The sequence below is a fragment of the Cellulomonas sp. S1-8 genome (genome assembly GCF_026184235.1).
Taxonomy (GTDB): domain Bacteria; phylum Actinomycetota; class Actinomycetes; order Actinomycetales; family Cellulomonadaceae; genus Cellulomonas.
In genome coordinates, this window is record NZ_CP110806.1 from 3781699 (window position 1) to 3807753 (window position 26055).

Consider the following 26055-nt stretch of genomic DNA (forward strand, 5'->3'; position numbering starts at 1 on the left):
TCAGGCGGGCCAGGTCTCCAGGCGTCCGCACAGGCCGTAGCGGCGGGGTGCCGGGTGGGACTCGACGCGCTCGGCGCGTCCTGCCTGCAGGTGCGGCGCCGCGCCGCGCATCAGACCCTCGAGGACGCCCGCCGTCGCGTCGGTCTCCGCGAACGCGGTGCGTCCCCACAGGTCCTGCCAGCGTGGCACCGACGTCCGCACGAGGCGCACGGCCGCGTCGTAGAACGGCTGCAGGGCCGCCCGGGGACCGTTGGCCTCGGCGGCCTCGCGCAGCTGCCCGTACCCCTGCAGCGCCAGGTCGCGCCGGGCGCGTGCGGCGTGCGCGACCTGCTCGTCGGTCACGTCGGCGTGCGCGCCGGCGCCGGTGGGCAGCGTCGCGGCCTCGCGGTAGGTCGCGACGTCGAGGAGGGCCGGGGGCGGGAACGTCATGACGGCGTCGCCCATCTCCGGCAGGCCGGCGTTCGACATGACGACGAGCATCTCGAGGTCGCCGTCGTTGACGGCGCGGTGCACGACGCCCGGCTGGACCGTGACGACGACACCCGGCCGCAGCGGGTGCTCCGCGAAGCCCTCGGGGCCGAGCGTGTGGAGGGCTCCCGTGCCGGACAGCACCACGTAGGCCTCGGTCGACGCGATGTGGACGTGGGGCGTCCCGCTCCCGGAGCGACCGACGCCGTCGGGGGCCGGCCAGTCGTAGACGCGCAGCCGGCTGACGGAGACACCCCCGGGAAGATTGGTCATGCGTTCAGCATGCCTGGCACCGCCCGATGTGCCCAACCGGCCACCTGAGGACGTCCACCGTGCCGGTATGCTCATCCGGTTTACATCGTTGTGAATCCGATACGGAGCTTCCATGAGCACGCGCGCCACCGTCCTGCTGCACCCCGAGTTCCGGACGGGCACGATCGACCGCCGCCTGTTCGGCTCGTTCGTCGAGCACCTCGGCCGCGCCGTGTACACCGGCATCCACGAGCCCGGGCACCCGACGGCGGACGAGCACGGGTTCCGGCGCGACGTCGCCGACCTCACCCGCGAGCTCGGGGTCACGATCGCGCGCTACCCCGGCGGCAACTTCGTCTCCAACTACGTGTGGGAGGACGGCGTCGGCCCTGTCGCCGAGCGCAAGCCGTTCATCGACCTCGCCTGGCGGACCGTGGAGCCCAACACCGTCGGGACCGACGAGTTCCTGCAGTGGGCCGAGCGCGAGGGCATCGAGCCGATGATGGCCGTCAACCTCGGCACGCGGGGCGTCGCCGCCGCGGCCGCGCTCGTCGAGTACTGCAACGGCGTCGCCGGCACGCGCTGGGCGGACCTGCGCATCGCCAACGGCCGCACCGAGCCCTACGGCGTGCGGCTGTGGTGCCTGGGCAACGAGATGGACGGCCCGTGGCAGATCGGCCACAAGGACGCGCACGAGTACGGCCGCCTCGCCGCCGAGGCCGGCAAGGCCATGAAGCTCGTCGACCCGACGGTCGAGCTCGTCGTGTGCGGGTCCTCGGGCATGCAGATGGCGACGTTCGGCGAGTGGGAGCAGACCGTCCTGTCGTACACGTACGACCTGGTCGACCACATCTCGATGCACGCGTACTACGAGGAGCTCGACGGCGACCGCGCGTCGTTCCTCGGCTCGGCGACGGGCATGGACCGGTTCATCCGCCGGGTCGTCGCGTCGGTCGACGCCGTGGGCGCGCGCCGACGGTCCGACAAGGAGATCTCCATCTCGTTCGACGAGTGGAACATCTGGTACCTCAAGTCCCGGTTCCCCGGGGAGTCCCACCTGCCCCTGCAGCACCCGCCGGCGCGCATCATCGAGGACGTCTACTCCGCGCTCGACGCCGTCGTCCTCGGCGACCTGATGGTGACGCTGCTCAACCACGCCGACCGCGTCCCGATCGCGTGCCTCGCGCAGCTCGTCAACGTCATCGCGCCGATCATGACCGAGCCGGGCGGCGCCGCCTGGAAGCAGCCGACGTTCCACCCGTTCGCGGCCACCGCGCGCCTCGCGCAGGGCGACGTGCTCGACGTCCGCGTGCAGGCCCCGACGATCACGACCGCCGAGCACGGCGAGGTCCCCGCGGTCACCGCCGCCGTCACGTGGGCGGGCGAGCCCACGTCCGGCGAGCTGGGCGTCTTCCTCGTCAACCGGACCGCCGAGCCCGTCGAGGTCGAGCTGCGCCACCCCGGCGTCGCCGTCACGCTGCGGGGCGGCGTGCAGGTCACCGCGGACCACGAGCCCGCCGTCCACGGCCCCGAGCACGCGGCCCGCGTCGAGGCCGGGCACGTGACGACGCTCGACGACGCCCCGGTCACCGCGAGCGCCGTCGGCTCGACGACGCTGCGCCTCCCCCCGGAGTCCTGGACCGCCCTGGCCGGCACCGCCACCCTCACCTGACGGCGCCCACCCCCTCCCTCCTCCCCGCGAGAGAGCAATCCAGCACCACCCGCGCCGGGACTGGATTGCTCTCTCGCGGAAAAAGGGGGGCGGCGCCACCACCCCGGGCTACCACCCCCCGGGCGTGAGAGAGCAATCCAGCACCACCACCCCGGAGCTGGAATGCTCTCTCGCCCCACGAAGGGGGGCGGCGCCACCACCCACGGGCGTGAGAGCGCAATCCAGCAACTACACGCGACTGGATTGCTCTCTCACCGGGGGGTGGGGGTGGGTCAGAGGGGGGTGGTGAGGCGGTCGGCGACGACCGGGAGCCACGTGGCGGCGTCCTCGCGGGCGCGGGCGGCGGGGTGCGGGTCCCCGGAGAGGTCCGCCGCGTGCAGGTCGGCCAGGTAGCCGGCGGTGAGCACGCGCATCACCTGGCGCGCGGGCAGCACGAGGCGGCGGCCGAGCGTGGGCATGAGCCGCTCGATCTCGTCGGCGACCTCGTCGGTCATCTGGCGGTCCAGGTCGCGGTAGTGCTGCGCGACCTCGGGCTGGCGCATGGCCAGCAGCGTCAGCTCGGCGTTGATGACGCGCCAGCGGCGGTCGTCGGAGATGCGCTCGAGCAGGAGCTCGAGGAACCCGGTGATCGCGGCGAGGTCCATGCCGACGTCCCGCGTGCCCTCGTCCTGCGCGCACTCGCCCTGCGCGACGGCCAGGGCGCCACGCAGCTCGTGCAGGCGGCGGCGGTGCTCGCGGGCCGCGAGGGCGAGCAGCAGGGCGTACTTGCTCTCGAAGTTCGAGTAGAAGGCGCCGCGGGTGAAACCTGCGCGCTCGCAGACGGCCTCGATGGACGTCGCGTCGACGCCCTCGTCGGCGAACAGGTCGAAGGCCGCGTCGAGCAGCCGCTCGCGTGTGTGCTGGCGGCGCCGGGAGACCGTGGGGTCGGCGACGGCGTCCGTCGTGCTGGTCCCGCTCATCGTGCGCCTCCTCGCCGCCGGTCCGTGCGTCCGCTCACTGAGCCTACCGCTACCGATACAGCCCTGTATCGCATACAGTCCTGTATCGAGGCCGTGCTGTCGTGCGGCGCCCGGACGCCGCCGTCCTCCCCACCCCACCGAACCTGGAGCAGGCTGTGTCCTCTGCGCTCTACCGCCTCGGCCGTGCCGCGTTCGCGCGTCGGCGCGCCGTCATCGGCGCCTGGTTGGCAGCCCTGGTCCTCGTCGGCGCCGGTGCGGGCCTGCTCGGCGGCACGCTCGACAACTCCGTGACGATCCCCGGCACCGAGTCGCAGGCGGCGCTCGACCGGCTCTCCGCGACGTTCCCGGAGGCCGCCGGCACGTCCGCGCAGGTCCTGGTCGTCGGCGAGGACGGCGCGCAGGTCGACCAGCCCGACGTCGTCGCGGCCGTCGACGAAGCGATCGCGGAGCTCCTGGACGTCGAGGTCGTCACCTCGGCCGTCTCCCCGTTCGACACCGAGACGCCCGGCGCGTCGGCCGTCAGCGACGACGGCCAGGCCGCGCTGATCACGCTGTCCCTCGAGGGTGAGGGCGTCGCCATGGGCGACGAGATCAAGGACGGCCTGCGCGCCGTCGTCGACGACCTCGACGCCGCCCTGCCCGAGGGGTACGAGGCGACGATCGGCGGGCAGCTCTACGCGCAGGAGTTCCCCGGCCTGACCATCACCGAGGCGCTCGGCGTGGCCGTCGCGTTCGTCGTGCTGATCGTCACGCTCGGGTCGTTCGCCGCCGCGGGCATGCCGCTGCTCAACGCCCTGCTCGGGGTCGGCCTGTCGACGCTGCTCGTCTTCGTCGCCGCCGCGTTCACGTCGGTCACCAGCACCACCCCGCTGCTCTCCCTGATGCTGGGCCTGGCCGTCGGCATCGACTACGCCCTGTTCATCGTCTCCCGCTACCGCGAGATGCTGTCCACCGGCCTGCCCCCGCAGGAGGCCGCGGCGCGCGCCAACGCGACCGCGGGCTCGGCCGTCATCTTCGCGGGCCTGACCGTGATGATCGCCCTGGTCGGCCTGGGCGTGGCCGGCATCCCCTTCCTCACGACGATGGGCGTCGCGGGTGCCGCCGCCGTCGGCGTGGCCGTGCTCGTGTCGATCACGCTCGTGCCCGCGATGCTGGGCGTCGCCGGCGACCGGCTGCGTGCGCGCCCGTCCCGACGCGCCCGTCGTGCGGCCGCCGCGCAGCCGGACCCCGCGCAGCGGGTCGCCGCGCGTGCCGCCACCGGGTCCGGGTCGGCCGCGACGACGTCCGGCCCGACCGGCGGCGACGACTGGGACCTGCCCGCGCACCACAACCGCTTCTTCGCGGGCTGGGTCCGGCTCGCGACCGCGCGCCCGTGGATCACGGTGGTCGTCACCGTCGGCGCGCTCGCCGCGCTCGCGTTCCCCGCGCTGGACCTGCGGCTCGCCCTGCCCGACGCGGGCGTGCAGCCCGTCGGCTCGTCGCAGCGCATCACCTACGACCGCATCTCCGAGCACTTCGGGGCCGGCGCCAACGGCCCGCTCGTGATCACCGGCAGCATCGTCACCAGCGACGACCCGCTGCAGCTCATGGAGGACGTCGCCGACGAGCTGCGGGGCCTGCCGGGGGTCGAGGACGTGCCGCTGGCCACGCCGAACGCCTCCATCGACACCGGCATCGTGCAGGTCGTCCCGACGACCGGCCCGACCGACCCCGCGACCGCCGAGCTCGTCCGCGCGATCCGCGACCTGCGGCCGCAGATCCTCGCCGAGCACGGGTTCGACCTGTCCGTCACGGGCTTCACCGCCGTCGGCATCGACGTGTCCGCCAAGCTCGGCGCGGCGCTGCTGCCGTTCGCGGTGTTCGTCGTCGGGCTCTCGCTCGTCCTGCTGACCATGGTGTTCCGCTCGATCGCCGTGCCGCTGAAGGCCACGCTCGGCTACCTGCTGTCGGTCGCCGCCGCGTTCGGCGTGGTCGCCAGCGTGTTCGAGCACGGCATCGGCGCCGACCTGCTGCACGTGTCGCGGCTCGGGCCGATCATCTCGTTCATGCCGATCGTCCTCATGGGCGTGCTCTTCGGCCTGGCGATGGACTACGAGGTGTTCCTCGTGTCCCGCATGCGCGAGGACTACGTGCACTCCGGCAACGCCCGCGCGTCCATCGTCACGGGCTTCGTCGGCTCCGCGAAGGTCGTCACCGCGGCCGCCATCATCATGGTCGCGGTGTTCTTCGCGTTCGTCCCCGAGGGGGACTCGAGCATCAAACCCATCGCGCTGGGTCTGGCCGTGGGCGTCGCGGTCGACGCGTTCGTCGTCCGCATGACGCTCGTGCCGGCCGTCATGCAGATCCTCGGCGACCGCGCGTGGTGGATGCCGCGCGGCCTGGCGCGTGTGCTGCCGTCGTTCGACGTCGAGGGCGAGGCGCTGCACCGCGAGCTCGGCCTCGCGTCGTGGCCGGGCGACCCCGACGTCGTCGTCGCCGCGCGGGACCTGCGCCTCGCGGTCGCCGACGGCAGCGACGTCGTGAACCTCGCCGTGCGTCGGGGCGAGGCCCTGGTCGCGCGCAACGACGAGCCGGCGCGCGTGGCCGCGCTGCTGCTCACCGTCGCCGGCCGGCTCACCCCCGCGGGCGGCGACCTCAAGGTCGACGGGTACCTGCTGCCCGTGCGCGCCGCGGCCGTGCGTCGCCGCGTCGGGTACGTCGACCTGCGGGCGGAGGGCGTCGACGCGCTCGTCGCCGCGGTCGCCGAGCGGCCCGCGGTCCTCGCGGTCGACCGTGTCGACCTCGTCACCGACCCGCAGATGCGTGCGCACGTCGCCCGCACCCTCGCCCGCGCCGCCGACGCGGGGACGACCCTCCTGCTCGGCGTCGTCGGCACCGCCGACACCGACGACCTGGTGCCTGCCGGCACCCCCGTGACCACCCTCGCGCCGCACACCGGCGTCCTCGCGTGACCGCGCAGGAAGGACCGCAGCCGATGTCCCGCACCTCGCTGACCAGCCCGTCCGTCCGGCGGTGGCCCGCCGTCGTCGTCGCCCTCGCAGCGCCCCTCGCGCTCGTCGTCGTGCTGCTCGCGGCGTCGTGGGCGCCCGCCGACGGCCTGGCCCGCGTGCAGGCCGCCGTCGTCAACCAGGACGAGCCCGTGACGCTCGAGGGGCAGTACACGCCGCTCGGGCGGCAGCTCGCCGGCGCCCTCGTCGAGGGCTCGGACGACGCCGCCAACTACGACTGGGTCGTCACCGACGAGGCCGACGCCACCGCCGGTCTCGCCGACGGCACGTACGCGGCCGTCGTGACGATCCCGGAGAACTTCTCCGCCGCCGCGACGTCGTTCGCGGCCGGCGACGGCACCGCCGAGCAGGCGACCGTGGACATCGCGTCGCCCCGCGGGGCGACGGCGGTCGACCAGGTCGTCGCCTCCACGGTCGCGACGACCGCGACCCGTGTCCTCGGCAACCAGCTGACCAGCACGTACGTCGAGAACGTGCTCGTCGGCTTCTCGACCCTCAGCGAGCAGCTCGGCGACGCCGCCGACGGCGCCACGCAGCTGGCCGACGGGGTCCGGGCCCTGTCCGACGGCACCGGGCTGCTCACGACGGGCGCGGACGGGCTCGCGGGCGGCGCGACGCAGCTGTCGAGCGGCGTCGCGGCCGTCGCGGACGGCGCGAACAAGCTCGCGGGCGGGACGTCGCAGATCGCCGGCGGCGCACGCACGCTGGCGGACGGCGCGCAGCAGCTCGCCGGGGGCGCCGGACAGTCCGCGTCGGGAGCGCGGGAGCTCGCGAACGGCGCGACGACGCTGACGTCGGGGACGACGCAGCTCGCGGGCGGTCTGGCACAGACCTCGGCGCAGATCAGCGACCCGGCGGCCGGGCTGCCGGCGCTGGCGGCGGGCGCGGACGGCATCGCCGCGGGGACCCGGCAGCTCATCACCGAGATGCTCTCGACCGCGCAGCTCCTCGTCTCGGTCAACGCGTGCACGTCCCCGGACGACAGCACGACGTGCGCGATCGCGCTCGGCCAGGTGGCCGCGCTGGAGGCGCAGCTCGAGCCGACCACCGCAGACTCCCTCGTGAACGGTGCGGACGCGCTCGCCCGCGGGGTCGGCGCAGCGGTGACCGGTGACGGCACCGCCCAGAACCCCGGCCTCGTCGTCGGCCTGCAGCAGCTCGCCGCGGGGGCCGCGCAGGTCGACACCGGGACGCAGCAGCTCTCGGGAGGCGCGGGTCTGCTCGCCGACGGGCTGGACCAGCTCGCTGCCGGCACGTCCGGGCTCGCGGACGGCGCCGCGGACCTGGCCGACGGCGCGACGCAGGTCGCGAGCGGGTCCTCGCAGCTCGCGGCCGGCATCGCCCAGCTCGACGGCGGCGCGTCCCAGCTCGCCGACGGCACGGCGCAGCTCGCCGACGGCGTCCGACAGACCGACGACGGTGCGGCGCAGCTCGCCGACGGGTCCGCGGAGCTCGGCACCGGGCTCGGCCAGGCCGTCGAGCAGCTCCCGACGACGCCCGCCGACGAGCGCGCGAACCTGGCCCAGGTCGTGACCTCGCCCGTCGCGGCCCCGACCTCGACCGTCTCCGGGCCGCTGGGCCCGGTGTCGACGCTCGTCGCGGTCGCGCTCTGGATCGGCGCGCTCGTGCTGTTCCTCGTCATGCGGCCGCTGCCCGTGCGCGTCGCCGGGTCGACGCGGTCGGCGCTCGCGCAGGCCGCCGGGGCTCTCGCGCTGCCGGCGCTGCTCTCCGTGGTCGCGGGTGCCGCGGTCGGCGCCGTCGCGGGCGGGATCACCGACCAGGGCGCAGGGCGGACCGTCGGCCTCGCGGTCGTCGGTGCGGTGGCCGCGGTCGCGCTGGCCGCGTTCCACCAGGCCGTCGCCGCCTGGTTCGGCACCGCCGGCCGCGTGGTCGCCGTGGTCGCGGGCTTCGCGTTCCTCGTCGCCGGCCTGGCCGCGACGGTGCCGGCCTGGGTCGGCACGTCGGTCGACTGGCTGCCGCTCGGCGCCACCGCGGACGCGCTCGGTGCGGTCGTCGGGGAGTCCCCCGCGTCGCTCGGGGGCGCGATCGTCGCCCTCGTCCTGTGGGTGGCCGCGAGCGTCCTGGCGACCGCAGGTGCGGCGACCCGCGCCCGCCAGGCCGTCGGCACCCGCACCCTCGCCGCCTACGCCTGAGGCGGCAGGGGCTGGATCGCCTCTGGCGCCCCGATGGGGGTGCTGGATTGCTCTCTCGCGACCCTGGGGGTGGGTGGGGTGGGGCTGGATCGCCCTCTCGCGCTTGGGGTGCAGGGCGATCCAGCTCGCTACCTGCGCGTGAGAGGGCGATCCAGCCCCTGTCCGATCAGCGACGACGGACCGTCAGCACCCGCTGGAGGATGACGAACGCGAGCAGGACGACGCCGATGAAGACGCGCGTCCACCACGAGTCGAGGCCCTCGCGGGCGATGAGCACCTGGATCAGCCCGTACACCAGGACCCCGGCGCCGGTGCCGAGCACGAAGCCCACGCCGCCGGACAGCAGCGTGCCGCCGATGACGACGGCCGCGATGGCGTCGAGCTCCATGCCGATGCCGGTGAGGTTGAACCCCGACTTCGTGTAGAGCGCGAACAGCACGCCCGCGATGCCCGCGCAGGTGCCGGAGATGACGTACACCCACACGCGCGTGCGCGCGGGCCGCAGGCCCATGAGGTTGACCGCCGCGCCCCCGTCGCCCGCCCCGAGCCCGTACACGGACCGGCCGAACCGCGTGTAGTGCAGCACCACGAACGCGATGAGCAGGACGGTCAGCGCGATGAGCATGCTCGCGTTGATGCGCCACAGCTCGCGGCCCTCACCGAACTTCAAGCTCCACGCGGCGAGCGCCGAGAAGCCCTCGTCGTCGATCTTCAGGGAGTTGACGCTGATGACGTTGGCGAGCCCGCGCGCGAGGAACATCACGGCGAGCGACGCGATGAAGGGTTGGATGTCGAACATCTGCACCATCACACCGATGAGCAGCCCGCACGACGTGCCGATCAGCACGCCCACGATCAGCACGACCGGCAGCGGCAGGCCGGCGGTGAACATCTCCGCGATCGACAGGCCGACGAGCGCGACGACTGCCCCCACGGACAGGTCGATGCCGCCGGTGAGGATGACGAACGTCATGCCGACGGCCAGCACCAGCAGGTAGGAGTTGTCGACCAGCAGGTTCGACAGCAGCTTCATGCTGACGAAGTCGACGCGCTCGGTGGAGTACCGCTGCTGCCCGACGCCCAGCATCACCAGGAGCGTCAGCACCGTGCCCAGCACGGGCAGGAAGCGCCGGTCGAGGCCTCGCAGCGCGCGGCGTGCGCGGTGCGCGACGGCCACCACGGCGGAGTCGGGCTTGACCATCTCGTCGGTGCTCATGCCGTCACCTCCATGGCGCTCGTCGTCTCGACGGGGGCAGCCGGGGCGTCGGAGCGGTCGGCCCGTCGTCGGCCGCGCAGCATCGCGCGCAGCGTGGGCGACGCGGCCACGCACACCGCGATGAGCACGATCGCCTTGAACAGCGGGGTCGTCTGCGAGGGCAGCTGGAAGATGATGACGGCCCGCTCGAGCGTGCTCAGCAGCATCGCGCCGACCAGCAGCCCGCCCAGGTAGAACCGCCCGCCGTCGAGCTTGGTGCCGCCGAGGACGACGACCATGATCGCGTCCAGCTCCTTCATCAGGCCGATGTTGTTGGCGTCGGCCGCCATCGTGGGCGCCCCGTAGACCAGGCCCGCGAGCGCCGCGAGCACGCCCGCGATGACGTAGACGGTCCACGTGGTGCGCCGCGCCTGGACGCCCGCGAGGCGGCTGGCCTCGCGGTTGATGCCGATCGACTCCAGGAACATGCCCAGCGCGGTGCGTCGCACGACGAGCGCCACGAGGACGAACGCCGCGACCGCGATGATGACCGGCGTCGGGATGCCCAGGACGAACCCGGACCCGATCGTCTTGAACGGTGCGCTGGTCACGGTGGTGATCTGGCCCTGCGTGATGAGCATCGCGATGCCGCGCCCGGCGACCATGAGGATCATCGTCGCGATGAACGGCTGGATCCCGAGCCCGGCGACCATGGCCCCGTTGAACGCCCCGCCGAGCGCACCGACGACCAGCCCGAGCAGCACGGCCACCAGGACGGTGCCGACGTCTCCCGGGTCGGGCGCGTTGTCGAGGTACGTCAGCGACACCGCCAGGCCGATGGCCATGACCGCGCCGACGGACAGGTCGATGCCGCCGGTCGCGATGACCAGGCACATGCCGAGCGCGAGCAGCAGCGGTGTGGCGCTGTTGCGCAGCAGGTCGACGAGCTGGCCGAACAGGTGGCCGTCGCGGACCGTGACGTCGAGGAACCCGGGGCTCATGACGCCGCACGCCAGCAGCAGCGCGATCAGGGCGAGGACCGGCCAGAACAGACCGTGGTGGGTGACCTCACTCACGATCGCGGCGCCGCGGGACGTCGCCGGTGTCGCCGCGGGGAGGGTCGGGGTCATGCGTGGGCTCCGCTCTCGGCGATGGTCTCGAGGATCGTGGCGGTCGTGACGTCGTCGGTGTTGACGAGGTCGTCGACCTTGGCGCGGTCCCGCATGACGACGAGCCGCTGGCTCAGGCGCAGGACCTCCTCGAGCTCGGAGGAGATGAACACGACGGACATGCCGTCCTGGGCGAGCTCGGTGACGAGCTTCTGGATCTCGGCCTTGGCGCCGACGTCGATGCCGCGGGTCGGCTCGTCGAGGATGAGCAGGCGCGGGGCCGTCGCGAGCCACCGCGCGAGCAGCACCTTCTGCTGGTTGCCGCCCGACAGGTTGCGAATGAGCGCGTTCGGGTTGGCCGGGGTGATCTGCAGCGCGGTGATGTACTTCGCGACGACGTCGTCGAGCTGGCGGCGGGGCAGGGGTCGCCAGGTGCCGCGCCGGGCCTGGAGCGCGAGGGCGATGTTCTCGCGGACGGTGAGGTCCCCGACGATGCCCTCCTTCTTGCGGTCCTCGGTCGAGTACGCGATGCCCCGCTCGATCGCGCCGAGCGGCGACGTCAGCTTGGTGAGCGTGCTCTGCACGCGGACCTCGCCCGTGTCGGCCCGGTCGGCGCCCGAGAGCAGCCGCGCCATCTCGGTGCGTCCGGAACCGAGCAGGCCGGCGACGCCGAGGATCTCCCCGGCGTAGAGGTTGACGTCGAACGGCTGGATCGACCCGGCCTTGCCCAGGCCGATGGCCGTGAGGAACGGCGTCTCGCGCTCGGAGTGGATCGTGATGGTCGAGCGCGCCTTCTCCTCGATGCCCGCGAGCGCCTCGCCCGACTTGCCGATCATCGCGGCGATCAGCGCACGGCGGGGCAGGTCGGCGACGAGGTGCTCACCGACGAACTGCCCGTTGCGCAGCACGGTCAGGCGGTCGGAGATCTCGTAGATCTGGTCGAGGAAGTGCGAGACGAACAGGATCGCGACCCCGTCGTCCTTGAGCCGGCGCACGACGCGGAACAGCTCGGCGACCTCGGCCTTGTCGAGGCTCGACGTGGGCTCGTCGAGGATGAGCACCTTGGCGTCGACGACGAGCGCACGCGCGATCGCGCACAGCTGCTGGACGGCGATCGTGTGCGAGGACAGCATCGAGCGCGGGTCGATGTCGAGGTTGAGACGCGCGAGGAACTCGGCGGCCCGGCGGCGGGTGGCCCGCCAGTTGATGAACGGTCCGCGGCGCACCTCGTGGCCGAGCATGACGTTCTCGGCCACCGTGAGGTTCGCGCAGAGGTTGACCTCCTGGTAGACGGTCGAGATGCCGGCGGCCTGCGCCTGGCTGGGACCGTCGAACCGCAGGTCCTGACCGTCGACCTCGATCCGACCGGAGTCGATCGAGTAGACGCCGGTGAGGGCCTTGATGAGCGTCGACTTGCCGGCGCCGTTCTCCCCCATGAGCGCGTGCACCTCACCCGGGAACAGCCGGAAGGGGACGTCGTCGAGGGCCTTGACGCCGGGGAACGCGATGGAGATGCCGGTCATCCGGACGACCGGAGCACGATCGGCGGGGGCTCGATCGGCGGGGGCACCCTCGGCGGGGACGGGGTGTGGTGCGGACATCGGTGTCCTTCCTTGCGGACGTGACGACCGGGCGGTCGGCGGGTGCCGACCGCCCGGTCGGCGCTCGTGCGTCAGTACGCGCGGGCGTCCACGTCGGCCTGCGTGATCGTCTGGTCGAACGCCTCGTCGATGACGATGGTCTCCTTCGGCACGTCCTCGCCGTCGTAGACCTGCTGGATCAGCTCGGCCAGCTGGTCGCCGAAGACCGGGTTGCACTCGACGACGTAGTTGAACTTCTTGTCGACGAGCGCCTGCAGCCCGTCACGGACACCGTCGACGGACACGATCTGGATGTCCTCGCCGGGGACCTTGCCCGCGGCCTCGATGGCCTCGATGGCGCCCAGGCCCATGTCGTCGTTGTGCGTGAAGATCATGGTCATGTCGGGGTACGCCTGCAGGGCGGCCTCGACGGCCGTCTTGCCCTCGGCGCGCGTGAAGTTGCCCGACGCCTTGCCGATGATCTGGTCCCCGACGACCTCGCCGAAGCCCTCCTCACGGTCGACCTGCGCACCGGAGCCGAGCGTGCCCTGCAGCTCGAAGATCTTGGCGTCGGGCGCGTTCTCCTTGACCCACTCGCCGGCGGTGGTGCCCTCCTGCGTGAAGTCGGCCCCGATCCAGGTGACGAACGGGTCCTCGACGGTGGTGTCGACCGTGCGGTCGACGAGCACGACGGGGATGCCCGAGTCCTTGATCTCCTGCAGGACCTCGTCCCAGCCGGTCTCGATGACCGGGGAGAAGGCGATGACGTCGACGTCCTGCGCGATGAAGTCGCGCAGCGCCTTGATCTGGTTCTCCTGCTTCTGCTGCGCGTCGACGAACGTCAGGTCGAAACCTGCCTCCTCCGACAGGCTCTCCTTGACGGACTCGGTGTTGGCGGTGCGCCAGCCGGACTCGGCGCCGAGCTGCGAGAAGCCGACGCGGATGAGCTCACTGCTGCTGCCGCTGTCCTCGCTGCCCCCGTCGCCGGCGTCGCCGGACGTGTCCGAACCGCCACCACAGGCCGCGAGGGCCAGGACCGTGAACGTCGCGACGAGACCGGCCATACCGGTACGCGCGCGGTTGATGCCCTTCATGCAACTCCTCCTCGAGCAGCGCGGCCGACGTCCTCGTCGACCGTCCAGGGATGCGTGACGCAGATGAGTGTGAACGTTCTCAAGGAGGACGTCAACGCACCCAGGTTGCGGTTCGATCACGAGCGTCACCGCAGGCCACAGGCGAAAACCGGCGCGGGGGCGCGCTCCGTGTGAGCGATCACATCCGATCGTGCCTCCCACCTGCAGTATCGTCACAAAGCAGACCCCCCAGGTTCCCGCAGCGCGACCGTCGGCGCAATGGCCATCTGCACCCCGCCGCGCCACCCGATCGCCCGCTCACCACCCGGACGGGCGACCTGCTCAGAGCAGCACGCGCGCCGGGTCCCGGGGCCGCGCGGTGCTCTCGCGCACCAGCAGCCGCGGCGAGACGGACACCGACGACGACGTCGCGATGCCGTCGCGGGCCGCGAGCAGCAGCTCGACGCAGCGGTAACCCAGCTCCTCGAGCTCCTGCGCGACCGTCGTCAGCGGTGGCACGAAGTGCGCGGACCCGTCCCCGTCGTCGTACCCGACGACGGACACGTCGTGCGGCACCTTCAGCCGCGCGTCCGCGAGCGCGTGCATCATGCCGAGCGCGAGCAGGTCGTTGGCCGCGAAGATCGCGGTCGGCAGGGTCGAGCGCCGCCGGCGCACCCGCGCCACGAGCTCCTGGCCCGCGAGGTACCCGACCTCGGCGCTCCAGTCGTCGGCCCACAGGGTGCGGGGGGCCAGCCCGGCCGCCGCCATCGTCTCGCGGAAGCCGACCGCGCGCGCCCGTGCGTCGACCCACGGCGCCGGCCCGGCCAGGTGCAGCACGTCGCGGTGGCCCAGGTCGAGCAGGTGCTGGGTGGCGACCTTCGCGCCCGCCTCCTGGTCGATCGCGACCGCGAGCGCGTGCTCCCCGGCAGCCCGACCGGCGACGACCACCGGCACCTGCGTCTTGGACTCCAGGACCGCCGCGGCCGCCTGGTCGTGCGACGCCACGACGACGATGCCGTCGACGCCCTGGTCCAGCAGGTGCTCGATCGCGGCCGTGACCTCGTCCTTGTGCTGCAGGTCCACGGTCGCCAGCGACACGAACAGGCCCTTGGCCCGCGCCGCCTGCTCGATCGACACGAGCGTGCGCGTCGGACCGAACAGGTGGGACCCCGAGGAGACGACGCCGAACACGCCGGAGCGTCGCGTCTTGAGGGCTCGCGCGGCGATGTTGCGCCGGTACCCGAGCTGCTGCATCGCGTTCAGGACACGCTGGCGGGTGTCCGTGGCGACGTTCGGGTGGTCGTTGATGACCCGCGACACGGTCTGGTAGGACACGCCGGCGACGCTCGCGACGTCCGTGATCGCCGGCGGCCGTGGCCGGGCGTTCACCACGCGACCACGCGCGCACGGGCTGGGCGCGGACCGCGCGCCGACGCCGGGCACGCAGGAGAGGCGGCAGTCACGGCGCTCACCTCCATTTGGTCGACGACCCGCACGGGGCTCCACCGTGAGCCGCTCCTCGCACAGTAGCCCGGATAGGCACGCAGGAGGACGTACTCGCCCCGCCCGACGTGAACCGATTCGTCCCGTGCCGCGGGCCTCCGTCACGCCCGTGCGCGGCGGTGTCGCTCCAGGTCGCGGCCGCGGGCGGGAGCAAATCGCTTCACATGCGGTGCCGGAAGCGCTTCGCCCCTAACGTCGACGACGCCGGGCCGGCCGTGGCTCACCCACGGACCCCGGCGCGACGCTCCGGGACGCGGACGCGGACGGCACGGCGAAGGGTCGAGACCATGCAGCGACGCACGACGGCAGCGCTCGCCGCGGTGGCAGCAGCCGCCGTGGCCGGGCTCGTGACCGCGCCGGTGGCCTCCGCCGCCGTCGGCTGCAGAGCCACCTACACGGTCACCAGCCAGTGGCCGGGCGGGTTCGGCGCCGACGTGCGCGTCGACAACCTGGGCGACGCGCTGTCGGGGTGGACGGTGACGTGGGACTTCACCGCGGGCCAGAGCGTCCAGCAGGCGTGGAACGGGACCGCCACGCAGTCCGGTGCGCGGGTCAGCGTCACCAACGCCGGCTGGAACGGCACCGTCGGCACCGGCGGGACGATCGCGTTCGGGTTCAACGGCGCGTCGGGGAGCAGCAACCCCGTCCCGACGTCGTTCGCGGTCAACGGCACGACGTGCACGGGCGCCGTCGCGCCCACGTCGTCCCCCACCGCCACGCCGTCGCCGACCCCCAGCCCGACGCCGACGGCGACCCCCACGCCCAGCGCGAGCCCGACGCCCAGCCCGACGCCCAGCCCCACCGCGAGCCCGACCCCCAGCCCGACCCCGACCGCCACCGTCGTGCCGAACCCCGTGCCCACGACCCCCACGGCCGGGGCCCGCCAGCTCGAGGACCTCGACCGGGGACTGATCTCCGTGCGGTCCGGCAACGGCAACCTCGTGCAGTGGCGCCTGCTCGGGTACGAGGACCGCGGCACCGGGTTCCACGTGTACCGCGACGGCACGCGCATCACGTCGTCGCCGGTCACGGGCTCGACCAACCACCTCGACAACGGCGCCCCCGCGGGCGCCCGGTACACCGTGCGGGCCGTCGTGGGCGGCACCGAGCAGGCCGCGTCGCCCACGTCCCTCACGTTCGCCGACGGCTACCTCGACGTCCCGCTGCAGCGGCCGTCGTCCGACCACGTCATCAACGACGGGTCCGTCGGCGACCTCGACGGCGACGGGGACCTCGACGTCGTCCTGAAGTGGGACCCGTCGAACGCCAAGGACAACAGCCAGGCCGGCGTCACCGGCAACGTCTACCTCGACGGGCTGCGGCTCGACGGCACGCGGCTGTGGCGCATCGACCTGGGCCGCAACATCCGCGCCGGCGCGCACTACACGCAGTTCCAGGTCTACGACTACGACGGCGACGGCAAGGCCGAGGTCGCGGTCAAGACGGCCGACGGCACGCGGTCGGGCACCGGGCAGGTCATCGGCAACGCGAACGCCGACCACCGCAACGGTGAGGGCTACGTGCTGGGCGGGCCGGAGTACTTCACGGTCTTCCGCGGGGACACGGGCGCGATCGGCGCGACGACGGACTACGTGCCGCCCCGCGGGACGGTCTCGAGCTGGGGCGACAGCTACGGCAACCGCGTCGACCGTTTCCTCGCCGGGACCGCCTACCTCGACGGGCAGCGGCCGTCGATCGTCATGGCCCGCGGCTATTACACGCGCACGGTCGTCGCCGCCTGGGACTACCGCGACGGGCAGCTGACGCGGCGCTGGACGTTCGACTCGAACAGCTCGACGGCCGGCAACTCCGCCTACGCCGGGCAGGGCAACCACTCGCTGTCGATCGCCGACGTCGACGGCGACGGGCGCGACGAGATCGTCTACGGCGCGTCGACGATCGACGACAACGGCCGCGGCCTGTGGGTCAACGGCACGGGCCACGGCGACGCCGGGCACGTGGGCGACCTCGTGCCGTCGCGCCCGGGGCTCGAGTACTTCAAGGTCACCGAGGCGACCAACCAGCCGAACATGTGGGTGGCCGACGCCCGCACCGGCCAGACGCTGTGGCGCAGCGCCAGCGGCTCCGACAACGGCCGCGGCGTCGCGGCCGACGTCCACGCGGGGAGCCCGGGCGCCGAGGCGTGGTCGTCGGCCGAGGCGGACCTGCGCAACGCCGCCACCGGTGCGTCCGTGGGCCGCAAGCCGTCGTCCGCGAACTTCCTGGCCTGGTGGGACGGCGACCCGGTCCGCGAGCTGCTCGACCAGACGAAGATCGACAAGTACGGCACCGGAGGGGACGCACGCCTGCTCACCGGCGCGGGCGTGCGGGCGAACAACGGCACCAAGGCGACGCCGGTGCTCTCGGGCGACATCCTCGGCGACTGGCGCGAAGAGGTGATCTGGGCGCGGTCCGACGAGGGCGCGCTGCGGATCTACGCGACGCCCGTCACCACGTCGCACCGGGTGCCGACCCTGCTGCACGACGCGATGTACCGCGTGGCGCTGGCCTGGCAGAACACCGCCTACAACCAGCCCCCGCACCCGTCGTTCTTCCTGGGTGACCCGTTCACGCCCCCGGCGCAGCCCCCGATCTACGTCCGCTGACGGGCCCACCGGCCTGGGGTGGGGTCGACGGCGGAACCTTCCGCCGTCGACCGCCCCCGTGGCACCCGCTGCGTTCACTACCGTGCGGACTCGCCCCTCGATCGTCGAGGGACCCTGTTCCTGCGGAGGCGGACACCCGTGCCCGAGATCGTCGAGCTCAGCCAGTGGCTCAAGAACCAGCCCCAGACCTTCACCACCAAGAAGCGCATGATGGTCTTCACCGACCTGATCTACACGCCGACCAACGAGAAGGTCGTCACGGGGTTCCGCTACTTCCGCAACCCGATCACCGACGTCGTCGCGGCGTTCGACGCCGACGACCTCGAGGCGATCGCCGCGCTCGAGTTCGCGCTCGACGAGGACGGGGACGCGGACACGTCCGCCGTCTGCCTCCTGCTCGCGTACACGAAGTCCGGCTCGTACCTCGCGGCCCAGCCGCAGGAGTACCAGGACTACATGCCCACGGTCGTGCGCGAGCCCAAGGCCTTCGCGACGCCCCGCGCCCGCGCGCTCGCCGAGGCGCTCGACCAGTCCGCCTGACCGCACGGGTGGGGCGGTGAGTCCGCCCCACCCCGGTGCGCCGCTCGGGGCACGTACGTGCGGCGCGGTCGCGCGCTCCTGTGTGAGGGTGTGCGACGGGAGGCGCGACGGTGGCAGACAGGATCGACCCGACGCGGGCCGGGTACGCGTTCGCCAACAGGTTCGTCAACGTGCTCGTCACGCTGCCGAACGGCACGCCGCTGCGCACCGCCGGCCTGTGCGGCGGCATGGCGTACTCGATGCTCGACCACGCGCGCGCGGGGCGGGACGTGCCGTCCTGGCCCGCGGGCCTGTTCGCGCCCGGCCGCGTGCCCCCCGACGGGCACCTCGTCGCCGACCACCTCCGGTCGCGCCAGCTCGACTCGTTCCGGTCGCTCTCGGCGCTGCGGTTCGTCGGGTGGTCGGTCCTGCCGGACGCCGACCTCGGGCCCGTGGCCGGCGTCCGCACCCGCACCCGCCGTGAGCTGCCCGGCATCCTGCGGGCACTGACCCGCGGACGGCCGGTCGTGCTGGGCATGGTCGTCGCGCGCAACCCGGTGCGGTCGGGCGACAACCACCAGGTCGTCGCGACGGGCTTCACGCGCGACACCGCCACCGGGGACGTCGTCCTGGCGCTGCTCGACCCGAACACCCCGGGGCGTGAGGTCACCCTGGTCGAGACCGCCGACGGCTGGCGCGCGAGCAACGGCCGCCTGTGGCGCGGGTTCTTCCACCACGCCTACGCGCCCCGCACGCCCCCGCCGCTGCCGAGCGCGTCACGACGTCCGACGGCGCGCGTGCGCGCGGGCACGCCCCTGGCCCTCGTGCACGTCGCGACGGGCCGCCTCCTGGTCGTCGGCGACGGCGAGCCGGCACTGCACGCGACGGGCGCGACGACGTGGGTGCCGACGTCCGGGGACGACCCGGGCCTGCTGGGCGAGGGCGCGCGGGTCCGGCTCGTCGCGACCGACGCCCGCCGCGGGGGTCGCGACACGCTCGCGCTCGTCGACGGCACCCCGACCCTCGCCGTCACGCCCGGCGGCGCGGCGACCGACACCTGGCGCGTCGTCGTCGACGGCGGCGGCCCGTGGCGCCAGGGCTCGCGCGTCCGGCTGGTCCACGACGCGACGGGCGCCCTGCTGCGCGGCGGCACCGCGCACCCGACCACGACGTTCAGCCCCGACCCCTCCACCTGGTGGACGATCGCGTCGATCTGACACCACCCCGCACCCCCACCACCCCGTCGAGTGCGGGGGAAGCACCTCGAGTGCGGGGGAAACGACCCCCGCACTCGTGCGGTACCCCCCGCACTCGTGGCTCAGTCGGTGGGGTGGGCGTTCATGAGGCGCAGGACGTCGACGAACCAGGGGGTCGTCAGGCCCGCCTCGACCATCTCGTGGGCGCGCTCCGGGGTGACCCAGGCCGTCTCCGCGACCTCGGCGGGGTCCGGGCGCAGCTCGCCGGTGCACCCGCCCACCAGGACGTGGTCGTGCTCGCTCTCGACGTGGCCCGACGCGCCGTCCTGCGCCCGGTACCGGAAGGTGCCGACCTCGCGCACGTCGACCAGCTCGACCCCGAGCTCCTCGCGCACGCGCAGGGTCGCGCGGGCGTGCAGGTCCGCACCGGGCAGCGGGTGGCCGCAGCACGTGTTGGTCCACAGGCCCGGGAAGCGCAGCTTGGCGTCCGCGCGGCGCTGCAGCAGCAGCTGCCCGTCGGGCCGCGTGACGACCACCGAGAAGGCCCGGTGCAGGCGGCCCGGAGCGCTGTGGGCCTGCCCCACGGTCGTCGAGCCCGTCGCGCGCCCGTGCTCGTCGACCAGCTCGACCAGGTCCGTCTCCGCCATGCGCCCGCCCTCCCCCTGCACGCGTCCGCCGGGCCTGCGGCGTGCCCGGCAGGCGGGGCCGGGGACCGGCAGACGCCTACGGTGTCCGGTCGTCGCCGCGGGGGCAAGTCGGGGCGGGTGGGCGTCGCGTCTCAGGATGCGGTCGTCAGTTATATCCGACCAATTCGGTATGTCATTCTCTTCCGCATGACCACCGCCCCGCACACCGCAGCGTCGCCGCTGCGCGTCCGTGCGTGTCGGTCGTGTCCGGCCCCGCGCTGTCGCTGACCCGCCGCCCCACCCGCGACCCGTCGCCCGCGATCCGTCGCCCGCGGCCCCCGTCGCCACGGCCGTCCCCCCGCCTCCCGGCGCCCGGCCTCCCTCGCCACCGGCACGTCCCCACCCGTCGTCGTCCGCCACCCCAGGACCGACGCCGGGAGGCCCGGACGTGTGCCCGCACCCTGCCCGACCACCGCCGCGTCGTCGACGACGGCCCCTCCCTGCCCGGAAGGCTCCACCATGCCGTTCGCACCTCCCGACCGGACCCGCGCCGGCCGCACCGGCCGCACCGCGCGTCACCGCCTCGCCGCCGTCGCGGCCGCGGCCCTCCTGCCCGCCCTGCTCGCCGCGTGCGCCGGCGACGCGTCGGCCGACGACCCCACGACGGCGCCCGCCACGGCCGCGCTCCCCACCGCGGTGCCCGCCGGGACGACGCTCGTCGTCGGTGACCCGACCACCCAGAAGGCCGTCGCGATCGCCGGCGACGACCTGGACTCGGACCTCGGCTTCACCATCGAGTGGGCCAACCTGTCCGGCGGGCCGCAGACCACCGAGGCGTTCCGGGCCGGGGCCCTGGACGTGGGCGCGGTCGCGGACATCCCGCCGATCCACGCGGAGTGGACGGGGCTCGACGTGAAGATCGTCGCGGCCGTGTACCGCGAGGACTGGCAGGAGAACCCGATCTACGAGTTCGGGGTCGCGCCCGGGGTCGACGGCGTCGAGTCCCTCGAGGACTTCGCCGGGCACCGGGTGGCGTACTCCCCCGGCCAGGCGCAGGGCGTCATCGTGCTGCGCGCGCTCGAGGAGGCGGGCCTGACCCAGGACGACGTCACGCTCGTCGAGCTGCCCAGCAACGGCGACGTGTACACCACCGCGCTCGCCGCGGGCGAGGTCGACATCGCGCCCATCGGCGGCGTGCAGATCGCCCGCTACCTCGAGAAGTACGGCCCCGACGGCGCCCACACCGTGCGCCACGGCCTGCGCGACGACCCGAGCCACCTCTACGTGCCGACGACGGTGATCGACGACCCCGCCAAGGCTGCGGCCCTGCGCGCCTACGTGCAGCTCTGGGCGCAGGCCAAGCTCTGGGTGCACGACCACCCCGAGGAGTGGAAGGCCGGGTACTACGTCGAGGACCAGGGGCTGAGCCCCGCCGACGCCGACTACCTGGTCGGGCGCGCCGGCACCCCCGACGTCCCCGCGGACTGGACCGAGCACATCGCCCGGCACCAGGAGACCGTCGCGCTGCTCGCCGCGGCCACCGGCAACGACGTGATCGACGCCGCCGACCTGTGGGACGAGCGCTTCGCGCCCGTCGTCGCCGACGCCGCAGCCGCCTACCGCGAGCAGGAGGCCGGCTGATGTCGACCCTCTCCCTGCCCCGGGGCCTGACGCGACCGGTCGACCGGACTCCCGCGCGCCCGTCGCCCGCGCGCCGGGCGTCGCGCACCGGCCGCCGCCTCGGCCCGGGCCGGCCGCTGCGCGGCGGACCGCTGATCGGGCTGGGCGTGCTGCTGGGCGTCTGGGCCCTCGGCAGCGCCGTCGGTCTCATCGACCCGCGCACGCTGTCCGCACCGTGGACGGTCGTCACGACGGGCGCGGACCTCGTCGCCGAGGGGCGCCTGCAGGAGCACCTCGCGGTGTCCGCCGGGCGCGCGCTGTCCGGGCTCGTCCTCGGCATCCTCGCCGGGACCGTGCTCGCGGTCGTCGCCGGGCTCAGCCGCTGGGGCGAGGCGATCGTCGACGGGCCCGTCCAGCTCAAGCGGGCCATCCCGAGCCTCGCGCTGCTGCCGCTGCTCATCCTGTGGCTCGGCATCGGCGAGACCATGAAGGTCGTCACGATCCTGCTCGGCGTCCTCATCCCCGTGTACATCCACACGCACAACGGCCTGCGGACGATCGACGCGCGGTACGTCGAGCTCGCCGAGACCGTGGGGCTGTCGCGGTGGCACTTCCTGACCAAGGTCGTGCTCCCCGGGGCGCTGCCCGGCTTCCTGCTGGGGCTGCGGTTCGCGGTCACCGGCTGCTGGCTGGCCCTGGTGGTCGTCGAGCAGATCAACGGCACCGCCGGCATCGGCTACATGATGGAGCTCGCCCGCACCTACGGCCAGACCGACGTCATCGTCGTCGGGCTCGTGCTCTACGGGATCCTCGGCTACGGCTCCGACCTGCTCGTCCGTCTCGTGCAGAGGAGGGCCCTGTCATGGCGACGCACGCTGGCGGACTGACCGCCCCGGGGCCCACCGAGGACGCGCGCGTCCCGGCAAGGTCCGCCGTGCCCGCACCCGCCCACGGCGTCCTGGCGGACGAGCGCGTGACGACGGACGACGGGTCCGTCGTCGTGCGCGACCTGGTCCGGGCCTACGGGCTCGGCGAGGGCGACGGCCGCGTGCTGCGCGGCCTGGACCTCGACATCGCCGCCGGCGAGTTCGTCGCGATCCTCGGGCGCAGCGGCTCCGGCAAGAGCACCCTGCTGCGCGCCCTGGCCGGGCTCGACCACGACGTGCACGGCACGGGCACGATCGCCGTCCCGCAGCGGGTGTCGGTCGTGTTCCAGGACTCGCGGCTGCTGCCGTGGGCGCGGGTGCTCGACAACGTGACCCTCGGCCTGCGCGGTCCGGGCGCCCGCGACCTCGGCACCGAACGCCTCGCGGAGGTCGGCCTGGCCGGGCGCGAGCGCGCGTGGCCCACCGAGCTGTCCGGGGGCGAGCAGCAGCGGGTGTCCCTCGCCCGGTCCCTCGTCCGCGAGCCGCAGCTGCTGCTCGCCGACGAGCCGTTCGGGGCGCTCGACGCCCTGACCCGCACCCGCATGCACACGCTGCTGCGCGAGCTGTGCGCGCGGCACCGGCCCGCGGTGCTGCTGGTCACGCACGACGTCGACGAGTCGATCGTCCTCGCCGACCGCATCGTCGTGCTCGACGCCGGGCGCATCGCGCTCGACGTCCCCGTCGACCACCGCGACCCGGCCGACGCGGGCTACGTGGCGCTGCGCCGCGAGCTGCTCGACGCCCTGGGCGTCCCGGTCGTCGTCCACCCGCCCTCACCCGAGCACGACAGGAGCACACCATGACCACCCGACCCCGCCGCGAGGGGCAGCTGCACCTCAACGCGTTCCTCATGAGCACCGGCCACCACGAGGCGTCGTGGCGCCTGCCGGAGTCCGACCCGTCGTACCGGAGCACGAACATCGCGTACCTGCAGCGCCTGGCCCAGACCGCCGAGCGCGGGCACCTGGACTCGATCTTCTTCGCCGACGGCCCGGCGCTGTTCAGCGACGTCGGGCGTCGACCCTCGGGCACGCTCGAGCCGACGGTCGTGCTGGCCGCGATCGCGGCGGTGACCAGCCGCATCGGGCTGATCGCCACCGCGTCGACGACGTACAACGACCCGTACAACCTGGCGCGGCGGTTCGCGTCGGTCGACCACATCAGCGGCGGTCGCGCCGGCTGGAACATCGTGACGACGGCCCACCTCGACGCGGCACGCAACTTCGGGCTCGACGAGCTGCCGTCCCACCGCGCCCGGTACGCCCGCGCCGCCGAGTTCATCGACGTCGCCCTGGCGCTCTGGGACTCGTGGGAGGACGACGTCGAGATCGGCGACAAGGAGACCGGGGTCTGGGGGGACGCGGCGCGCATCCACCCTCCGGGGCACGTCGGCGAGCACTTCGGCGTGGCCGGGGCGCTGACCACGCCGCGCTCGCCGCAGGCGTACCCGCTGCTCGTGCAGGCGGGGTCGTCCGACGACGGCAAGGACCTGGCCGCGCGGTACGCGGAGGCGGTGTTCACGGCGCAGCAGACGCTCGACGACGCGCTCGCGTTCGCGACCGACCTCAAGCGGCGGGCCGTCGAGTGGGGCCGTGACCCCGCGGGGCTGCTCGTGCTGCCGGGCATCGTGCCCGTCATCGGGGCGACGCAGGCCGAGGCTAAGGCCAAGGAGGACGAGCTCGACCGGCTGATCCGGCCCGAGTACGCGCGCGCCCAGCTCGCCAGGACGCTGCGCGTCGCCCCCGACGACCTGCCGCTCGACCGCGAGCTGCCGGCCGACCTGCCGGGCGAGGACGAGATCGAGGGCGCCAAGTCCCGGTACACGCTGATCGTCGAGCTGGCCCGGCGCGAGCGCCTGACGGTGCGGCAGCTCATCGGTCGGCTGGGCGGCGGGCGCGGGCACCGGACGTTCTCCGGGACGGCCGAGCAGGTCGCCGACGCGATCCAGGAGTGGTGGGACGCGGGTGCCGCCGACGGGTTCAACATCATGCCCGCGGTGCTGCCGTCGGGCCTGGAGGACTTCGTCGACCAGGTCGTGCCCGTGCTCGTCGACCGCGGCCTGTTCCGCGACGCGTACACCGGCACGACGCTGCGCGACCACTACGGGCTGGCCCGTCCCACGCACCCGCGCCACCGCACGGGCGCACGCGACCTCGGCCGCGTCGCCACCACCACCAGCGCCACCCACGAAGGAGCACGCGCATGACCACGTACCGTCCGCTCGGCCGCACCGGGGTCCAGGTGTCCCCGCTCACGCTCGGGACCATGAACTTCGGCGCCTGGGGCAACCCCGACCACGACGCGTCGGCCGCGATCCTGCACCGCGCGCTCGACGCCGGCATCAACGTCGTCGACACCGCCGACGTCTACTCGCGCGGCGAGTCCGAGACGATCGTCGGCAAGGCCCTCGCGGGGCGTCGCGACGACGTGGTCCTCGCGACCAAGGTCCACGGCCGGCTGTCCGACGAGGTCAACCACGCGGGCAACTCGCGGCGGTGGATCGTGCGGGCCGTCGAGGACTCGTTGCGTCGGCTGCAGACCGACCGGATCGACGTCTACCAGGTGCACCGCCCGGAGCCGGGGACGGCCCTGGACGAGACGCTCGGCGCGCTCGACGACCTCGTGCGTGCCGGCAAGGTCCTGTACGTCGGGACGTCGACGTTCCTGCCGTCGCAGATCGTCCAGGCGCAGTGGGTCGCGGCGGACCGCCGGTACGCCCGGCCCGCGACCGAGCAGCCGCCGTACTCGGTCCTCGCGCGGGGCGTCGAGCGCGAGGTGCTGCCGCTGGCCCTGGAGTACGGGCTGGGCGTGCTGCCGTGGAGCCCCCTGGCGGGCGGCTGGCTGTCGGGGCGCGCACTGGACGGCGCACGCGGGGACTCCCCGCGGCACCAGCGCCAGCCGGGCCGTCACGACCCGACGCTGCCGGAGAACGTCGGCAAGGCGGAGGCGGTGCAGCAGCTCACGAAGGTCGCGGAGGCCGCTGGGCTGACCCTCGTGCAGCTCGCGCTCGGGTTCGTCCTGGCGCACCCCGCGGTGTCGAGCGCGATCATCGGCCCGCGCACGCAGGCGCACCTCGACGCGGCCCTCACGGCGCTCGACGTCCGCCTGCCGGCCGACGTCCTCGACGAGATCGACCGCATCGTCCCGCCGGGCACCACCCTCAACCCGGCCGACGCGGGCTACCACCCCCCGTCGATCACGGACCCCACCACCCGCCGCCGCTGACCCACACCGCGCGACCGTTGCTGGATTGCTCTCTCACCACCTGGTGAGAGAGCAATCCAGCACTCCCCTGTGAGCGCGAGAGAGCAATCCAGCCCGTGCCTCCGGGCGCGAGGTAGCGAAACCGGTCACCGGATGACGGCGAGAGGGCGATCCAGCACCTGGCTCCAAGCTGGACCGCCCTCCCGTCGCCGGCGGACGCGCTCCCCCTCCGAGGGTGTCAGACCCCTGTGGGAGCCTCGCACCGACGGGACGGACGACGGGGGCAGCCGATGGGTCGAGGTGTCGGGGAACTACTCGCGCGGCTGGGTCGCGCAACGAGGTCGGCCGCACCCGCGGCCCGGTCGCAACCTCGGGTCGCCCCGTCC

Annotated in this window: 19 protein-coding genes; 11 read left to right on the forward strand and 8 right to left on the reverse strand. The window is 73.7% G+C overall.

Annotated features, from left to right (window positions below; genetic code table 11):
• Complete coding sequence (locus OKX07_RS17035; RefSeq protein ID WP_265629178.1) at positions 1 to 741, reverse strand: cupin domain-containing protein; 741 nt, start codon at positions 739 to 741, stop codon at positions 1 to 3.
• Between the two features lie 112 nt (positions 742 to 853).
• Here OKX07_RS17035 and OKX07_RS17040 point away from each other — a divergent pair, with 112 nt between their 5' ends.
• Positions 854 to 2392 (forward strand): alpha-N-arabinofuranosidase, encoded by a 1539-nt coding sequence (locus OKX07_RS17040; RefSeq protein ID WP_265629179.1) that lies wholly within the window; start codon positions 854 to 856, stop codon positions 2390 to 2392.
• 272 nt (positions 2393 to 2664) lie between these two features.
• On the opposite strand, the gene OKX07_RS17045 is transcribed toward OKX07_RS17040, so the two are convergent.
• A complete protein-coding gene (locus OKX07_RS17045; RefSeq protein ID WP_265629180.1) occupies positions 2665 to 3351 on the reverse strand; it encodes a TetR/AcrR family transcriptional regulator in 687 nt (228 codons plus the stop codon).
• Positions 3352 to 3506: 155 nt separating this feature from the next.
• On the opposite strand from OKX07_RS17045, the gene OKX07_RS17050 reads away from it, so the two are divergent.
• Positions 3507 to 6302 (forward strand): MMPL family transporter, encoded by a 2796-nt coding sequence (locus tag OKX07_RS17050; protein ID WP_265629181.1) that lies wholly within the window; start codon positions 3507 to 3509, stop codon positions 6300 to 6302.
• Between the two features lie 23 nt (positions 6303 to 6325).
• Positions 6326 to 8512 (forward strand): YhgE/Pip family protein, encoded by a 2187-nt coding sequence (locus OKX07_RS17055; protein ID WP_265629182.1) that lies wholly within the window; start codon positions 6326 to 6328, stop codon positions 8510 to 8512.
• A 166-nt stretch (positions 8513 to 8678) separates the two neighbouring features.
• On the opposite strand, the gene OKX07_RS17060 is transcribed toward OKX07_RS17055, so the two are convergent.
• The 5 genes from OKX07_RS17060 to OKX07_RS17080 form a co-directional block, all read right to left on the reverse strand.
• Entirely contained in the window at positions 8679 to 9728 is a 1050-nt protein-coding gene (locus OKX07_RS17060) for an ABC transporter permease subunit (protein WP_265629183.1), read from the reverse strand.
• A complete protein-coding gene (locus tag OKX07_RS17065) occupies positions 9725 to 10837 on the reverse strand; it encodes an ABC transporter permease (RefSeq protein WP_265629184.1) in 1113 nt (370 codons plus the stop codon). The genes OKX07_RS17060 and OKX07_RS17065 overlap by 4 nt, the downstream gene beginning before the upstream one ends.
• Entirely contained in the window at positions 10834 to 12339 is a 1506-nt protein-coding gene (locus OKX07_RS17070) for a sugar ABC transporter ATP-binding protein (protein ID WP_265629185.1), read from the reverse strand. The genes OKX07_RS17065 and OKX07_RS17070 overlap by 4 nt, the downstream gene beginning before the upstream one ends.
• 149 nt (positions 12340 to 12488) lie before the next feature.
• Complete coding sequence (locus OKX07_RS17075; RefSeq protein WP_265629186.1) at positions 12489 to 13490, reverse strand: ABC transporter substrate-binding protein; 1002 nt, start codon at positions 13488 to 13490, stop codon at positions 12489 to 12491.
• Positions 13491 to 13811: 321 nt separating this feature from the next.
• On the reverse strand, positions 13812 to 14858 hold the full coding sequence (locus OKX07_RS17080; RefSeq protein ID WP_265629187.1) for a LacI family DNA-binding transcriptional regulator: 1047 nt from the start codon (positions 14856 to 14858) through the stop codon (positions 13812 to 13814).
• A 401-nt stretch (positions 14859 to 15259) separates the two neighbouring features.
• On the opposite strand from OKX07_RS17080, the gene OKX07_RS17085 reads away from it, so the two are divergent.
• From OKX07_RS17085 to OKX07_RS17095, 3 genes are all read left to right on the forward strand, one after another.
• A complete protein-coding gene (locus tag OKX07_RS17085) occupies positions 15260 to 17578 on the forward strand; it encodes a cellulose binding domain-containing protein (protein ID WP_265629188.1) in 2319 nt (772 codons plus the stop codon).
• A 138-nt stretch (positions 17579 to 17716) separates the two neighbouring features.
• Positions 17717 to 18118 carry a hypothetical protein gene (locus OKX07_RS17090; RefSeq protein ID WP_265629189.1) on the forward strand — a complete coding sequence of 134 codons (402 nt, stop codon included), beginning with the start codon at positions 17717 to 17719 and terminating at the stop codon, positions 18116 to 18118.
• Between the two features lie 110 nt (positions 18119 to 18228).
• Positions 18229 to 19314, forward strand: coding sequence for a hypothetical protein (locus OKX07_RS17095; protein ID WP_265629190.1), 1086 nt, complete (start codon positions 18229 to 18231; stop codon positions 19312 to 19314).
• Between the two features lie 101 nt (positions 19315 to 19415).
• Here the strand turns inward: OKX07_RS17095 and idi are convergent, their stop codons facing one another.
• Positions 19416 to 19940, reverse strand: coding sequence for an isopentenyl-diphosphate Delta-isomerase (gene idi / locus OKX07_RS17100; protein ID WP_265629191.1), 525 nt, complete (start codon positions 19938 to 19940; stop codon positions 19416 to 19418).
• Positions 19941 to 20438: 498 nt separating this feature from the next.
• Here idi and OKX07_RS17105 point away from each other — a divergent pair, with 498 nt between their 5' ends.
• Genes OKX07_RS17105 through OKX07_RS17125 form a run of 5 tightly spaced genes read left to right on the forward strand, consistent with a single transcriptional unit; the run spans position 20439 to position 25690 of the window.
• Entirely contained in the window at positions 20439 to 21560 is a 1122-nt protein-coding gene (locus OKX07_RS17105; protein ID WP_265629192.1) for an ABC transporter substrate-binding protein, read from the forward strand.
• Entirely contained in the window at positions 21560 to 22426 is an 867-nt protein-coding gene (locus OKX07_RS17110; RefSeq protein WP_265629193.1) for an ABC transporter permease, read from the forward strand. Before OKX07_RS17105 ends, OKX07_RS17110 begins: the two co-directional genes overlap by 1 nt.
• Complete coding sequence (locus OKX07_RS17115) at positions 22402 to 23268, forward strand: ABC transporter ATP-binding protein (protein ID WP_265629194.1); 867 nt, start codon at positions 22402 to 22404, stop codon at positions 23266 to 23268. The genes OKX07_RS17110 and OKX07_RS17115 overlap by 25 nt, the downstream gene beginning before the upstream one ends.
• Positions 23265 to 24671, forward strand: a complete 1407-nt coding sequence (locus OKX07_RS17120; RefSeq protein WP_265629195.1) for an LLM class flavin-dependent oxidoreductase — start codon at positions 23265 to 23267, stop codon at positions 24669 to 24671. Before OKX07_RS17115 ends, OKX07_RS17120 begins: the two co-directional genes overlap by 4 nt.
• Positions 24668 to 25690, forward strand: coding sequence for an aldo/keto reductase (locus OKX07_RS17125; RefSeq protein WP_265629196.1), 1023 nt, complete (start codon positions 24668 to 24670; stop codon positions 25688 to 25690). The genes OKX07_RS17120 and OKX07_RS17125 overlap by 4 nt, the downstream gene beginning before the upstream one ends.
• Positions 25691 to 26055: the final 365 nt, after the last annotated feature.